Annotated in this window: 13 protein-coding genes; 4 read left to right on the forward strand and 9 right to left on the reverse strand. The window is 64.2% G+C overall.

What is annotated here, in order from left to right; all coding sequences use genetic code 11:
• Positions 1–60 precede the first annotated feature (60 nt).
• The 3 genes from iscR to QCE64_RS08335 all read right to left on the reverse strand — a co-directional run bounded on the left by iscR (position 61) and on the right by QCE64_RS08335 (position 2,541).
• The gene (gene iscR, locus QCE64_RS08325) at positions 61–588 is read right to left on the reverse strand and encodes a Fe-S cluster assembly transcriptional regulator IscR (RefSeq protein ID WP_309916804.1); all 528 of its coding nucleotides are present in this window, start codon (positions 586–588) and stop codon (positions 61–63) included.
• 129 nt (positions 589–717) lie between these two features.
• A complete protein-coding gene (locus tag QCE64_RS08330) occupies positions 718–1,200 on the reverse strand; it encodes a low molecular weight protein-tyrosine-phosphatase (RefSeq protein ID WP_309930294.1) in 483 nt (160 codons plus the stop codon).
• A 120-nt stretch (positions 1,201–1,320) separates the two neighbouring features.
• Complete coding sequence (locus QCE64_RS08335; protein ID WP_309916809.1) at positions 1,321–2,541, reverse strand: patatin-like phospholipase family protein; 1,221 nt, start codon at positions 2,539–2,541, stop codon at positions 1,321–1,323.
• A gap of 325 nt (positions 2,542–2,866) precedes the next feature.
• Here QCE64_RS08335 and QCE64_RS08340 point away from each other — a divergent pair, with 325 nt between their 5' ends.
• Positions 2,867–3,712 (forward strand): 23S rRNA (adenine(2030)-N(6))-methyltransferase RlmJ, encoded by an 846-nt coding sequence (locus tag QCE64_RS08340; protein WP_310003399.1) that lies wholly within the window; start codon positions 2,867–2,869, stop codon positions 3,710–3,712.
• A gap of 20 nt (positions 3,713–3,732) precedes the next feature.
• Here the strand turns inward: QCE64_RS08340 and QCE64_RS08345 are convergent, their stop codons facing one another.
• Positions 3,733–4,116 carry a hypothetical protein gene (locus tag QCE64_RS08345; protein ID WP_310003401.1) on the reverse strand — a complete coding sequence of 128 codons (384 nt, stop codon included), beginning with the start codon at positions 4,114–4,116 and terminating at the stop codon, positions 3,733–3,735.
• A gap of 110 nt (positions 4,117–4,226) precedes the next feature.
• Here QCE64_RS08345 and QCE64_RS08350 point away from each other — a divergent pair, with 110 nt between their 5' ends.
• On the forward strand, positions 4,227–4,625 hold the full coding sequence (locus tag QCE64_RS08350) for a DUF305 domain-containing protein (RefSeq protein WP_310003403.1): 399 nt from the start codon (positions 4,227–4,229) through the stop codon (positions 4,623–4,625).
• Between the two features lie 101 nt (positions 4,626–4,726).
• Here the strand turns inward: QCE64_RS08350 and QCE64_RS08355 are convergent, their stop codons facing one another.
• The gene (locus QCE64_RS08355) at positions 4,727–4,873 is read right to left on the reverse strand and encodes a DUF3563 family protein (RefSeq protein WP_309808650.1); all 147 of its coding nucleotides are present in this window, start codon (positions 4,871–4,873) and stop codon (positions 4,727–4,729) included.
• A 230-nt stretch (positions 4,874–5,103) separates the two neighbouring features.
• Complete coding sequence (gene cueR / locus QCE64_RS08360) at positions 5,104–5,490, reverse strand: Cu(I)-responsive transcriptional regulator (RefSeq protein WP_309916818.1); 387 nt, start codon at positions 5,488–5,490, stop codon at positions 5,104–5,106.
• 98 nt (positions 5,491–5,588) lie between these two features.
• On the opposite strand from cueR, the gene QCE64_RS08365 reads away from it, so the two are divergent.
• A complete protein-coding gene (locus tag QCE64_RS08365; protein ID WP_310003405.1) occupies positions 5,589–5,795 on the forward strand; it encodes a heavy-metal-associated domain-containing protein in 207 nt (68 codons plus the stop codon).
• Positions 5,792–6,730 (forward strand): SDR family oxidoreductase, encoded by a 939-nt coding sequence (locus QCE64_RS08370; RefSeq protein ID WP_310003407.1) that lies wholly within the window; start codon positions 5,792–5,794, stop codon positions 6,728–6,730. Before QCE64_RS08365 ends, QCE64_RS08370 begins: the two co-directional genes overlap by 4 nt.
• Here QCE64_RS08370 and QCE64_RS08375 read toward each other — a convergent pair.
• From QCE64_RS08375 to imuA, 3 genes are all read right to left on the reverse strand, one after another.
• Positions 6,724–10,128: an error-prone DNA polymerase gene (locus QCE64_RS08375; RefSeq protein ID WP_310004190.1), complete on the reverse strand. Its 3,405-nt coding sequence runs from the start codon at positions 10,126–10,128 to the stop codon at positions 6,724–6,726. The two genes, QCE64_RS08370 and QCE64_RS08375, sit on opposite strands and share 7 nt — an antisense overlap.
• 106 nt (positions 10,129–10,234) lie before the next feature.
• Positions 10,235–11,809: a DNA polymerase Y family protein gene (locus QCE64_RS08380; protein WP_310003409.1), complete on the reverse strand. Its 1,575-nt coding sequence runs from the start codon at positions 11,807–11,809 to the stop codon at positions 10,235–10,237.
• Positions 11,757–12,617, reverse strand: coding sequence for a translesion DNA synthesis-associated protein ImuA (gene imuA / locus QCE64_RS08385; RefSeq protein WP_309808659.1), 861 nt, complete (start codon positions 12,615–12,617; stop codon positions 11,757–11,759). Before imuA ends, QCE64_RS08380 begins: the two co-directional genes overlap by 53 nt.
• Between the last annotated feature and the right edge of the window lie 292 nt (positions 12,618–12,909).

Raw genomic sequence — 12,909 nt, forward strand, 5'->3', positions numbered from 1 at the left:
TCCGGCTGGGACGCGCCTTGCATCATCACGCGCACGGCTCGTGCCGCGCGGCGGCGCAGGTCATCCGGCCAGATTGAAAATGGAATTCGGACCCTTGGGCACCACCCGCGTGGCCTCGACACCGGACGAATCCGTGCGGCGATCGCGCAGCACCGACGCCGAACCCTCACGCGCACGCTGCTGGTCGACCAGATCCTTCAACGAAACGGAATCCAGATACTCGACCATCTTCTGATTCAGCGTGGCCCACAGCTCGTGCGTCATGCAATGGCCATCGTGCTGCTTGGTGCCTTCGCACGCGCCCTTGCCGCCGCATTGAGTGGCGTCGATGGGCTCGTCGACGGCGATGATGATGTCCGCCACCGTGACGTTTTCCGCGCGGCGCGCAAGGTTGTAGCCGCCGCCCGGCCCGCGGACCGATTCGACGATCTCATGGCGCCGCAGCTTGCCGAAGAGCTGCTCGAGATAGGAAAGCGAGATGCGCTGGCGCTGACTGATGCCTGCCAGCGTCACCGGGCCCTGCTCCTGGCGCAACGCCAGGTCGATCATCGCCGTAACGGCGAAACGGCCTTTCGTGGTGAGTCTCATAATGGGGAGCTAACGCTAATACTCGATGATTTTCGTCAAGTATAAATATCCCACAGTTTTAGTCAAGTATCCCGGGCGAGATAAGTAGTTTTTTAATTCCCGTTCCGGTTGATGGATTGCTGCCGAAAGTTACGCGGAAAGTTGGGCCTGCAGTGCTCTCAGCAAGCCCTCGCAGGCGTCCTCGCATTGATCGAGCACGGTCTCGAAACCCGCCTCGCCGCCGAAATAAGGATCGACCACGACGCGACTGTCCTTGCGCGTGGCGAAGTCCATCAGCAGGCGAATCTTGTCGCGATGCTCGGGCGGACAGATGGCCATGAGTGCGGCGACGTTGGCGTCGTCCATGGCGACGAGCAGGTCGAAGCGCGCGAAATCCGCGGCGCCAATCTGCCGCCCGCGCAGCATCGAGAGGTCGTAGCCGCGCTTCTTCGCGGCCTTCTGGGCGCGCGAATCCGGGGCGTCGCCGATCTGCCAGTCACCGGTGCCGGCCGAATCGATCACGATATGGCCGGCCAGGTTCGCGCGCTCGACGAGATGCCGCATCACCCCTTCCGCACTGGGCGAGCGGCAGATATTGCCGAGACAGACGAAGCAGACCGAGATCGGAGTCATTCGGAGTCGAGGAAACGTGATGGCGGTGGTGTCAGCAGGACGCCGCCCGAAGCGCTCCGGATTATACAAAGAGGGAGAATTTTCCGCTCAGGACGGCCTCCCGGGCTGCGCGTGACCCGTTCAAGGCTCGTCGCGATGGATATCGTGGGTGGCGAAACGCGCTTCTCCGTTCGGCATCTCGAGCCAGTCGCGGTGGGCGAGCGTGCGGCGGATGTCGGACAGGCCGCTTTCCCAATGTTCCTGCATCGTCGACAGCCCGAACTGATAATCCTTGAAGTGGCCCTCGTACTCCTTCTGGCGGTAGATGAGGTGGATGATGTTGTAGCGCTTCGAGCACGCGAGTTCCTCCGCGCGCCGGCACCATTCGTCGTTCTTGCGAATCTCCTCGGGCACCAGGTCGAGCACGTGCTGCAACACGTTGCGGGCGCGCTGGGAGCGCTGCATCTGGTCGGTCACGAGACGCGTGCGGCTGGAATACTGCACGTCCTTCACGCGCCCCATCACGTCGACGATACTGTCCGGCACCGGACCGCGCGCGCTCCATAGATCGACCTGGAAAGCGAGCGTGTCACGGCGCGGTGTGGCCATGGCCACTTCGTAGAGCGGCGTGTTCGACATGAGTCCGCCGTCCCAGTAAAACTGCCCGTCGATCTCGACGGCAGCGAAGCCCGGCGGCAAGGCCCCGGACGCGATGAAATGCTCGGCGCGCAGGCGGATCTGCGTGTTGTCGAAATAGGCGAAGTTGCCGGTCGCGACGTTCACCGCGCCGACCGACACGCGCGTCTCGCCTGAATTGATGCGGTCGAAGTCGCACAGGCGCTCCAGGGTGGCCTTGAGCGGTGTGGTGTCGTAATAGCTGGCGGTTTGCGGCGAACCGGAGGCAATGGGCGACGGCGGCGGAAAGCGTGGAATGAAGAAGCCCTTCTGCCCTTCGACGAGCGCGCCGAACGCCTGCCAGGCGGTAAACGCCTTGCGGATTTCGTCGGCGGAGTCGAACAGCGCCCTTTCGACGAGACCCGGCAGCGGGAAGCCGAACGCCGGCTGGCAGATGGTTTCCCAGAACTCGAGCAGCCGAGTCACGCGCTGTTCCGGCGCGTTTCCGGCGATGATCGCCGTGTTCAGCGCACCGATTGAAATGCCGGCGATCCAGTTCGGATGAATCCCTGTTTCGTGCAGGCCCTGGTAGACGCCGGCCTGATAGGCGCCGAGCGCGCCTCCGCCCTGCAGCATCAGCGCGACCGTCTCGTAGGGCGGCAAGGCGATGGCCGGCGCCGCGCTTTCCGCAGCCTGCTGCCTGACATTTCCCCGTGACACTGCATTCTGATTTTCGATTTCCGACATTCCGCGTACGCCTCCTCGTTGCATGGAACCGTCATGACGCACGCTGGTTGTACGGCGCGCGTGAGTGAACGACATCGAAGCAATGACACCATTCATCGGCGCCGCCATCAAGCTGGCCGATCGGCCTAGGACAATTCGTGCAGGTTCGCGACCCTGCCCATTCGGCCGACTGTCACGACGCGGCACGCCGGGTTATTGTGCATGAAGGCCGTGACGCACTGACGCAACCCGGGCTCCGGCGCGGCCGGTGGTCTCGGCTAGAATGAACGCCCTTTTTCGGGCTCCGTTTCATTGTTGCCTTTCATGCCTTCGCGGGCCTTTCGTCATGCTCAGTTACCGTCACGCCTTCCACGCGGGCAATCACGCCGATGTCCTGAAACACGCCATCGTCATCCAGATGCTTCAGTACCTTGGGCAGAAGGACAAATCGTACTGGTACATCGACACGCATGCAGGCGCCGGCGTCTACGCCCTCACCGAGGGCTTCGCCGCGAAGAACGCCGAGTTCGAGACGGGTATCGGCAAGCTGTGGGAGCGGGATGATCTGCCGCCGTTGCTGGCCGACTATGTCGCCGAGGTCAAGGCGCTGAATCCCGACGGCGCGATGCGTTTCTATCCCGGCTCGCCCTATCTCGCCTGGCGCACCATGCGCGAGCAGGACCGCATGCGTCTGTTCGAGCTGCACAGCACGGAGATCGACGTGCTGCGCCACAATTTCCGCGACGCAGGCCGGCGCGCAATGATCTATGCCGGCGACGGCTTCGACGGCATCAAGGCGCTCCTTCCGCCACCGCCGCGGCGTGCACTCGTGCTGATCGATCCGTCGTACGAGGACAAGCGCGACTACGCACGTGCGCTGGAATGTCTTCAGGAAGGTCTGAAACGGTTCGCAACGGGAACCTATGCAGTCTGGTATCCGCTCGTGACGCGCGTGGAATCACAACGGTTCGCGGACCAGCTGAAGGCCATTCGGCCGAATGGCTGGCTGCACGCCAGCCTCACCGTCAGAAAGCCGCCTGCGGACGGGCTGGGCCTGTTCGGCAGCGGCATGTTCGTGTTGAACCCGCCGTACACGCTCGCACGCGACCTGAAGGAAGCATTGCCTCGCCTGGTCGAGCTGCTTGGCGAAGACAGTGGCGCTTCGTTCAAGCTTGAACATCGCGGCGATTGACGCCGTCTGCGTGCAAGTCCTTATGGATGAGGCGCAACTGGCGCGCGGCTGCGTCCTCCGCGTCCTGGTTGAGTGGGCACGCTGCTCTGGCCGGCGCCCGGATACTCGACATAAGGCGAAACGACGATCGGCGGCTGGGCCTCCTGCGGCGGCCCCTGCAAGGTCTGCATCGGCACCATGCCGGGACCGCCGAGCGCCCCGCTTTGCAGCACCGTGCCGCTCGCGCCGCTGTGAATCCCGGTTTGCGTATCGAGCACTAGCGGTTCGCCTCCGGCCTTTGCTTGCACCGGGCTGAACCAGCACAAGCCCGCAGCGAACGCGGCGGGGGCGGCCAGTGCGGCACAAGCGCGCACCGTGCGCATCAGAAGGAATGCCGGACGCGGGGTCGTCATGGAATGGCGCATCGCTCGCTCTTTATGTAGACGAAATCGCTTTACATTACCGCGGTGGCAAGCTTTAGGCTAGGCGCCGTTGCCCGAAACAGCACCCGAATGGCCCTTCTCCAGGAGAAACGATGAAATCAACAAAAATCGCGCTTGCCGTTCTTAGCGCCTGCCTGAGCGCAGGCGCAATGGCTCAGGATGCGCCGGCCGCGAGCGACGCCATGTCCGGCATGAACATGGAGCAGCACACGCCGAATCCGACCGACGTCTCGTCCACCGCCGCCTATCAGGCCGCGGACCAGAAGATGATGTCGGGGATGTCGGGCATCGAGTACACGGGCGATCCGGACCGCGATTTCGTCGCGCACATGATTCCGCATCACTTGGGCGCGGTGGAGATGGCGAAGGTGGAGCTGAAATACGGCAAGGACGCGAAGCTGCGCAAGCTGGCGAAGGACATCATTGCCGCGCAGGACAAGGAGATTGCGTTCATGAAGCAATGGCTGGAGCAGCATCCGCGCAAGCAGTAACGCGCGTACGGCCTGGACTTGCGTCACCCGGCGACTTGCGTTCGCGCCGGCCAAAAACAAAAGCCCCGCAATGCGGGGCTTTTTGCTTTCACGACTGACGCTTACGCGTTGTAGCCGTTGGATTCCAGCGAGCGGATACGCTGTTCGAGCTGGACGATATCCGTCGATTCCGACAGATACGCTTCGCGACGACGCTGCTCAGCGGCTTCAAACCAGATGCTCAATTTTTCGATGATGTACGCAACCATGATGTGCTCCAAGGTATCTAGACGATCCCTGGCGGCTGAGTCAGGGATTACCCGTTAGGGAATACCCGGATTATAAGGAAGTTTTGTGGCGCTGTGTTAGGAAATGCTTGAATACTGTGCATTCTGTTTCGGAATGGTGCGGAATTGGATGGCCTTCAAACTGCTGTTTTTTATGAGGATTCCAGCTTTCAGCCATCCATCGGCCGTTATGAAGGCACAATTATGGTGCATTACTGCGCCAGCTTGTCCAAAATCGGGCAATCCGGCCGTTCATCGCCGTGACAGTGGTTGGCAAGGTGAGCCAGCGTTTCGCGCATCTCGGTCAGCTCGGCAATGCGCCGGTCGAGTTCCGCGACATGCTCCATCGCGATCGATTTCACTTCCGCGCTCGCGCGCGTCCGGTCGTGCCACAAGGCCAGCAGCCTGCGAATGTCCTCGACCAGAAATCCCAGCCGGCGCGCCTGCCGCACGAAGCGCAACGCATGCACTTCCTGCGCGCCGTAGACGCGATACCCCGACGACGTCCGCCCTACCGGATTGAGCAATCCGACGCTCTCGTAGTAGCGGATCATCTTGGCTGTCACGCCTGAGGCGCGGGCCGCTTCGCCGATGTTCATCGAGTGCTCCTGGAAAAAAGTCACTTTGACTCTACACCTTCCCACGATGGCAAGGTATACGATGTACTTCATCGAGCTTTTTGACGAGGAAAACCGCAATGACCGAATTCGAAGTTAAAGGCATGAGCTGCCAGCACTGCGTGGGCGCTGTGACGCGCTCCATCAAGGAAATCGATCCGCAAGCACAAGTGCGCGTGGATCTGGAACGTGGCCGCGTCGCGGTCGAATCGGAGCAATCGGCCGATGCGCTGAAAGACGCCATCGATGAGGCCGGCTATACGGTGGTCAGCGTCGCTTCGGCATGAGCGGCGACCAGGCTTTCACCGTCGCGCTGATCGGCGCGTCAGGCTTGCTCGGACGAGCGGTCGCCGCCGAACTGGCGCGCGCGGACAGTGCCAGAACATGGCGCGTCGTCCCCACTGCGCGCAGCCGCGCCGGTGTGCACGATGTCCGGCTCGATCTGCTCGACCACGACGCCGTCCGCACCTTTCTGAGAGACCTGAAGCCGGATGCGATCGTCGTCGCGGCAGCCGAGCGGCGGCCGGACGTGTGCGAAAACGATCCCGCGCTGGCCCGCGCCCTGAACGTGGACGCATTGCGCGAGATCGCCCGCGAGGCGCGCGCGACCGGCGCATGGGTACTGTCGATCTCGACCGATTACGTGTTCGACGGCACCTCGCCGCCCTATCGTCCCGACGACGCTCCCGCGCCACTCAACGCCTACGGGCACAGCAAGCTGGATGGCGAGCGCGCGCTGCTCGAATGCGATCCGGCGTCCTGCGTGCTGCGCCTGCCGCTGCTTTACGGGCCCTGCACTGACTGGAACGAATCCGCGGTGACGAGCCTGACGCCCACTATCGTCGCATCGGCCGATGCCGCGCACCCCGGCGCGCCGATGGACGCCTGGGCGACGCGCTATCCGACCTTCACGCCCGACGTCGCCGTGGTGATCCGCGGCATGCTCGAACATCATGCGCGCGGCGCGACGATTTCCGGCATCACGCACTGGTCCGGCGACGAGCCCATGACGAAGTTCGACATCGCCGGACGCATTGCGCGGACCTTGAAGCTGGACGCGCGGCTCATCGCGCAGCACGCCCCGACCGACACGACGCCGCGTCCGCGCGACTGCCATCTCGATTCCGCCCGGCTGGAAGAGCTGGGTATCGGCAGGCGCACGCCGTTCAATCATGCGATCGCCGGCCTGCTTGCCAACTATCCGGACCTTCCAGATCAGTGAAAATCGCGGCTCGGCGCGGCAAGGCGGCCGAGCAGCGCGCTATGGTCTTCGAGCCGCTGCGCCACCAGGTGCCGCACGTCGCCGTCCTTTTGCCAGACGCCGTGCACGCCAAGCAAGGACGCGCCCAGCAGCACCTTGCGCTGCTTCTCGACGAGCCCCGGCCACACGATCACGTTGATCGAGCCGCTTTCATCCTCGATCGACACGAAGATCGTGCCGTTCGCCGTGCCCGGCCGTTGCCGCACGGTCACGATGCCGCACGCCCGCACGAAGCGCCCGTTGGCGGTCTTCTCCAGCTCGGCTGCGCTCTTGAAGCGCATGCGCGCGAGCCTGTCGCGCAGCAGCGCCAGCGGATGACGATTGAGCGTCAGCCCGAGACTCGCGTAATCGTCGACGATCTCGCGCCCCTCCGACGCTTCCGGCAACGCGAGCGGCATTTCGCTCATCGGCGCGTCGCGCAGCAGTTCCGGCGCGCGCTGCTGCGCGGTGACAGCCCACCACGCCTGACGCCGATGCCCCGCGATGCTCGCCAGCGCATTGCCGGCCGCCAGCGCTTCGAGCTCGCGGCGGGAGAGCGCCGCGCGGCGCGTGAGGTCGTCGACATCGGCGAACGGCGCCTGCGCCCGCGCGGCCATGATCCGTTCGGCCGCCGCCTGCGACATGCCCTTGATCTGCTGCAAGCCGATCCGCACGCCCGGCCCCGTCGCGCCGTACTGCCGTGACGGCAGCTTGACGCGCGCGGCCAGCCGGCGCGCTCCGCGCCGCATCGTCTTGCGAAAGATCTGATCCGACGATGCCGCTCCATAGAACTGCTGGCGGCGCTGCTCCCTGCCGGCATCGAAGACGAGACGCTCGCCGTTGCCCGAACGCGCCTCCAGCACCGACTCCCAGTCACTCAGCGAGACATCGGGCGGGAACACGTTCACGCCGTGACGCTGCGCATCCTGCACGAGCTGCGACGGCGAATAGAAACCAAGCGGCTGACTGTTCAGCAAACCCGCCAGGAACGCCGCGGGCTCGTAACGCTTGATCCATGCGCTCAGGTAGACGAGCAGCGCGAAACTCGCCGAATGGCTTTCCGGAAAGCCATATTCGCCAAAGCCCTCGATCTGCTTGCACACGCGCGCAGCGAAATCGTGCTCATAGCCGCGCGCCAGCATCTTCGTCATCAGATCAGCCTGATATTTCTCGAGATGACTGCCGCGCCGCCAGGCTGCCATGGCGCGCCGCAACTGATCGGCTTGTTCGGCGGTGTAGCCGGCAGCGACCATCGCGAGCTTCATCACCTGCTCCTGGAAAATCGGCACGCCGAGCGTGCGTCCAAGAACCGGCCGCAACTCCTCTTTCGGATATTCCTCTTCTTCGAGTCCCTGCTTGCGACGCAGATACGGATGCACCATGCCGCCCTGGATGGGTCCGGGCCGCACGATCGCCACCTCGATCACGAGGTCGTAGTATTTGTTCGGCCGCAGGCGCGGCAACATGCTCTGCTGGGCGCGCGATTCGATCTGGAACACGCCGACGGTATCCGCCCGGCAGCACATCTCGTAGACCGCCTTGTCCTCGCGGCGAATGTGGTGGACGCCAAAATCCGGAATGCCCCGGCGCAATGCGACGAATTCCAGCGCGCGACGGATCGCCGACAGCATGCCGAGCGCGAGCACGTCGACTTTCAGGAGTTTCAGCTGGTCGATGTCGTCCTTGTCCCACTGGATCACGCAACGGTCCTTCATCGCGGCGTTTTCGATCGGCACGAGCCGCGACAAGCGTTCCCGCGCAATCACGAAGCCGCCGACGTGCTGCGACAAATGCCGCGGAAAGCCGCGCAACTCGCGCGTGAGCCGGATCAGATGCTTGGTCACATGGGAGTCGTCGCTGAAGCCGGCTTCGCGCAGATAGCCCGCCACCGCCGACGGTCCGTCCCACCACTGCTGCGACTTGCCGATCCGCTCGATCAGCGACGCATCCAGCCCGAGCGCCCGGCCGACGTCCTTGAGCGCGCTGCGCGTGTGATACGTGATGACCGACGCTGCCAGCGACGCGCGATGCCGCCCGTACTTCCGGTAGATGTACTGGATCACTTCCTCGCGGCGCTGATGCTCGAAATCGACGTCGATGTCCGGCGGCTCGTTGCGCGCCTGCGAAATGAAGCGTTCGATCAGCAGCCCCATGCGGACCGGATCGAGCTCGGTGATGAACAGGCAAAAACAGATGATCGAATTCGCCGCCGAGCCGCGTCCCTGGCACAGGATCTTCTGGCTGCGCGCGAACGAGACGATGTCATAGACCGTCAGGAAATACTTTTCGTACTTCAGCGCCGCGACAAGCGCGAGTTCCTTGTCGATCAGTCCGATGGTGTCGGCATCCAGTCCGTCTGGCCAGCGCACGCGCGCGCCTTCCATCACGCGCTTGCGCAGATAGCTGGCGGGCGTTTCGTCGCGCGGCACGAGTTCTTCGGGATATTCGTATTGCAGTTCGTCGAGACTGAAAGTACAGCGCGCGGCCAGCCTGAGCGTTTCCCGGATCGCCGCCGCCGGATACAGCGCCCCGATGCGCAGCCGCGTGCGCAGGTGCCGTTCCGCGTTCGCTTCGAGCGCATAGCCGCATTGCGCGAGCGGACGGCCGAGGCGGATGGCGGTCAGCGTGTCCTGCAAGGGCTTGCGCGAGCGCGCGTGCATCAGCGCGCCGCTGGCCGCGACGAGCGGCAAGCCGCTCGCTTCGGCAATCACGCGCGACGCGGCGAGACGTTCGTCATCGCTGCCGTCCTGCCAGAGCTCCAGGGCAAGCCACGCGCGCCCGGCGGCGAAACCGGCCAGCCAGTGCGCGCGATCGAGCGTTTCGGCGAGCGTCGCCGAACGCTGCGGCACCAAGATCAGCAGGCAGTCGTGCAGGTGCTTCAGATGGGCGATGTCGCCGCGCAAGTCGGTGGCGTCGAGCGCACTCGACGATGCCGCCGGATTCGTGAAATCCTCCGGGCCGAGTTGATAGCGCCCCTTCGGCGATCGCGAGCGCGCCAGCGCTATCAGTTCGGACAGGTTGCCGTAACCGGCCCGATTCGTCGCCAGTGCAATCAGGGTGCAGAAAGGACTGCCATCGGCATCCGTCAGATGCAGTTCACTGCCGATGATCAGCTTCAGGTGCTGCCTTTTCGGCGGCGGCTCGCCGGCCTCGCTGGCGGCTTTCGCGGCCGCCTCCGCTTGCGTTTCGATGTCCTTGATCGCCGCATGCGCGCGCACGACGCCCGCGAGCGAGCATTCGTCGGTGATCGCGAGCGCGGTGTAGCCATGTTCGAGCGCGGCGGCAGCCAGTTCCTGCGGATGCGATGCGCCGCGCAGAAACGAAAAGTTGCTCAGGCAATGCAGCTCCGCATAGTCGGGCAACAACGCGGAAGCGGACATCGAACCGAGGAAGGTGCGCTTTTCGTTGCCTGCGCCCTCGCCTTCGTCGCCCTTGTCGCCTTCCTCCAGGCCGATGATGTCGTTCAGATCGTCGTCCATCCCGGCATCATCCGAAAAAACCGTGCAGGAACCAGAAGCCCGTCAGGCGCTCGCGATACACCCAGAACATGCGGCCTTGATCGTCCCCGGCGACGTAGTAATCGCGCTGCACACCGTTGCCGTCCCACCAGCCCGCCTCGATACGCTCCGTTCGGCTGATCAGCTTCAGCGGCCGCCGGTAAAACGGCCGCTCGTTGCGCAACATCAGCTTTTGCGGGGTGTCGAGGATCCACGCCGGACGCGGCTGCGACGGCACCGCGCGATCCGGCAGTTCGAGAGCGGCGTCGATGGGGGTTTCGGCTTCTGTGTCGGCTTCTGTCTCGACCGGCGCGGTCTTTTCAGTTTGCTTCTTCTTGCGCTTCGGCTTCGCTTCACTCGCCGGCTTGTACGCCTCGACCGTCATCGCCGCCTCCGGACGATGATCGTCATGTTCGACCAGCTGCACCACGTTCTCCGCGCCCAGCCGCGCGCTCAGACGCTCGAGCAGCTGCGCCAGCGAATCGCTCTCGGAACCGGGCAGCGGGAACAGCGTGTCGGGCGGCGGCGCATGCTCGCTGACCTTGTCGGCCAGCAGCTTCATTTCGATCACCGGCGCGGCCAGCGTCGTCTGATTGAGCTTTTCGCGCAGCAACCAGAGGATGTGTTCGGCATCGCGTGTCGGCACGGCCCACGCCACCTTGAAGGTGGATGTCTTCGGCGCATGACGCGCGGCCAGTTCATGTTCGAGCAGCAACGAAAACTCGCTGACCGCCGCGTGATGCGCGCTCAGCCAGCCGGCCAGTTGCAGCACGAGACGACGCGCCGCGAACAGCAAGGCATCGGCGCTTTCCACGCGCGCCTGCAACTCGAGCCGCGCCTCGAACGATGCCGGCGCGCAGAACGCCTCGCGTGGATCGGGCGCCTGCCCGTATGCCTGCGCGAGCCATTGCAGGATGCCCGGCCCGAAGCGGCGCGCGACGCCCTTGCGCGGCAACTGGCGCAAATCGGCGAGTGTCGCGCAGCCGATCTGCTCGAACACGTCGCCATGTGAATGCGCCGACGGCACCAGCGATACGGGCAAGGTGTCGAGCACCTGCACGAGCGTCGTTTCCTTCACGATGCGCACGCGCCGCGCCACCCGCCGCGTGCGGGCGTGCGCGAGCAGCCACGCGCCCCAGGCAGTCGGCGCGCAGCCCATGCGCGAGGTGAAGCCGCAGCCCTTGATCGTCGCCGCGGCCTTCGAAAGCAAGGCGCGCAATCCGCCGAAGAGACGCATGCTCGCGCCGACTTCCAGCAAGACGGTGTTCGCGTGCGCCAGCACGACCTTGGGCGTGAACGCGAGCAGCGCCAGCGCCACGGCTTCGAGGGCGCGCTGCTCGGCGTTGAGATCGACGGCGAGCAGCGTCAGGCGCGGCGCGAGTGCGAACGCGTGCGAGCGCGTGCTGCCGGGACGCACGCCGAGCCGGAACGCGACGAGATCGGGCATCAGGATGCGGGCGTGATCGGCGAGCGCGAAGCAGGACTGCTCGGGATCGTCGAGACTGCCGGCATCATTCGCCGATGCCGCTCCAGGCGAGATCGGGCTGGCCAATGCTGAGGGCATCGATGGCGGCCTGACTGCTTCGAGCGATAAAAGCGGCAATGTCACCGCTATCCACAACATGTTTGACCTCTCGTGCTTTCCTGCTGAGATGCGCGCGGCGAATGTGTTCGGGCAGCGCGGGCAACTGCAGTGGCAAGCTCAATTGCAACGGTTTGCCCAGTAACGGACCTCGCCGCTTGATGATGTCGATTTCCAGCATGACGGCCTGCATCCACTCGCGGCGGTTCATGGTCTGGGCGTGCGCGGGAAGGCGCGGCTTGCAGACCATGCGCAACGGCGCCGCCGACGATTGCCGGGCTGCCTTGAGCGGCCGGAACAGAAACGCCAGCGACTGCGCTTCCTGAGCGGCGACCTGCAAGCGCCGCAGCGCCTCGGGACGCACTTGCGGCAGCCAGACCAACACGGCGCCAATGCCTTCCTGCTTCAACGATTGCTCCGCGGCCCACAGCGTGTGCTCTTCCGGCGCCTTGACCCAGACGAGCTTGTTCACGGCGATGTTCATTGCCTTGAGGGCAGCGAAGTTGGGCGTCCAGGGAGGCGCGACGAAGATGACCGACCGGCCTTTGCCGACCGTCAACTCGCGGAGCGTGCGCGCAAGCAGCCTGATTTCCCCGACGCCACTCTCTTCGATCAGCAGTTCGGTGACCATGCCCGGCATCCAGCCGGTGCCGGGCAAGAGCAGATCGAGCATCCGATAGCCGCTCGAAACGACGTTCGATTCGGGATCGTTGATCGGACTGCCCTGCCAGAGCTGACGCTGCAGATGCGATGTCAGCCCGATATCGAGCAATGAAAGTGCGGCACCCATGAGCTTTCCCCGTCCGCAAATGCTCGGATCTGCCCAAGGCTTGAGCATCCGATGGCCTGTGGTTTTACTGTATATTTATACAGTATTTGTTGCGGAAAGGTAAACGGCAAGAGGCGTGCGGAAAGCGCGCTGAGGGGAGGAAAAAGTGGGGATGAGGGTGGGCAGCGCTGAGGTGCGGGCGGGTCAAATGTGCGCCCTGAAACGCAAAAACCCCACCTTTGTGGGGTGGGGTTTTTGTTTGTAGCATGAGGAGCCTGACGATTACCTACTTTCACACGGGTGATCCGCACTA

The organism is Caballeronia sp. LZ043 (assembly GCF_031451075.1).
GTDB lineage: Bacteria > Pseudomonadota > Gammaproteobacteria > Burkholderiales > Burkholderiaceae > Caballeronia.

Coding starts and splice junctions, on each gene's coding strand:
- QCE64_RS08375 (WP_310004190.1), bottom strand. CDS start 10,128: ATGTCCGCTTCCGCGTTGTTGCCCGACTATGCGGAGCTGCATTGCCTG.
- QCE64_RS08345 (WP_310003401.1), bottom strand. CDS start 4,116: ATGCGCCATTCCATGACGACCCCGCGTCCGGCATTCCTTCTGATGCGC.
- QCE64_RS08370 (WP_310003407.1), top strand. CDS start 5,792: ATGAGCGGCGACCAGGCTTTCACCGTCGCGCTGATCGGCGCGTCAGGC.
- QCE64_RS08340 (WP_310003399.1), top strand. CDS start 2,867: ATGCTCAGTTACCGTCACGCCTTCCACGCGGGCAATCACGCCGATGTC.
- QCE64_RS08350 (WP_310003403.1), top strand. CDS start 4,227: ATGAAATCAACAAAAATCGCGCTTGCCGTTCTTAGCGCCTGCCTGAGC.
- QCE64_RS08355 (WP_309808650.1), bottom strand. CDS start 4,873: ATGGTTGCGTACATCATCGAAAAATTGAGCATCTGGTTTGAAGCCGCT.
- cueR (WP_309916818.1), bottom strand. CDS start 5,490: ATGAACATCGGCGAAGCGGCCCGCGCCTCAGGCGTGACAGCCAAGATG.
- QCE64_RS08380 (WP_310003409.1), bottom strand. CDS start 11,809: ATGCCCTCAGCATTGGCCAGCCCGATCTCGCCTGGAGCGGCATCGGCG.
- QCE64_RS08365 (WP_310003405.1), top strand. CDS start 5,589: ATGACCGAATTCGAAGTTAAAGGCATGAGCTGCCAGCACTGCGTGGGC.
- QCE64_RS08330 (WP_309930294.1), bottom strand. CDS start 1,200: ATGACTCCGATCTCGGTCTGCTTCGTCTGTCTCGGCAATATCTGCCGC.
- QCE64_RS08335 (WP_309916809.1), bottom strand. CDS start 2,541: ATGTCGGAAATCGAAAATCAGAATGCAGTGTCACGGGGAAATGTCAGG.
- iscR (WP_309916804.1), bottom strand. CDS start 588: ATGAGACTCACCACGAAAGGCCGTTTCGCCGTTACGGCGATGATCGAC.
- imuA (WP_309808659.1), bottom strand. CDS start 12,617: ATGGGTGCCGCACTTTCATTGCTCGATATCGGGCTGACATCGCATCTG.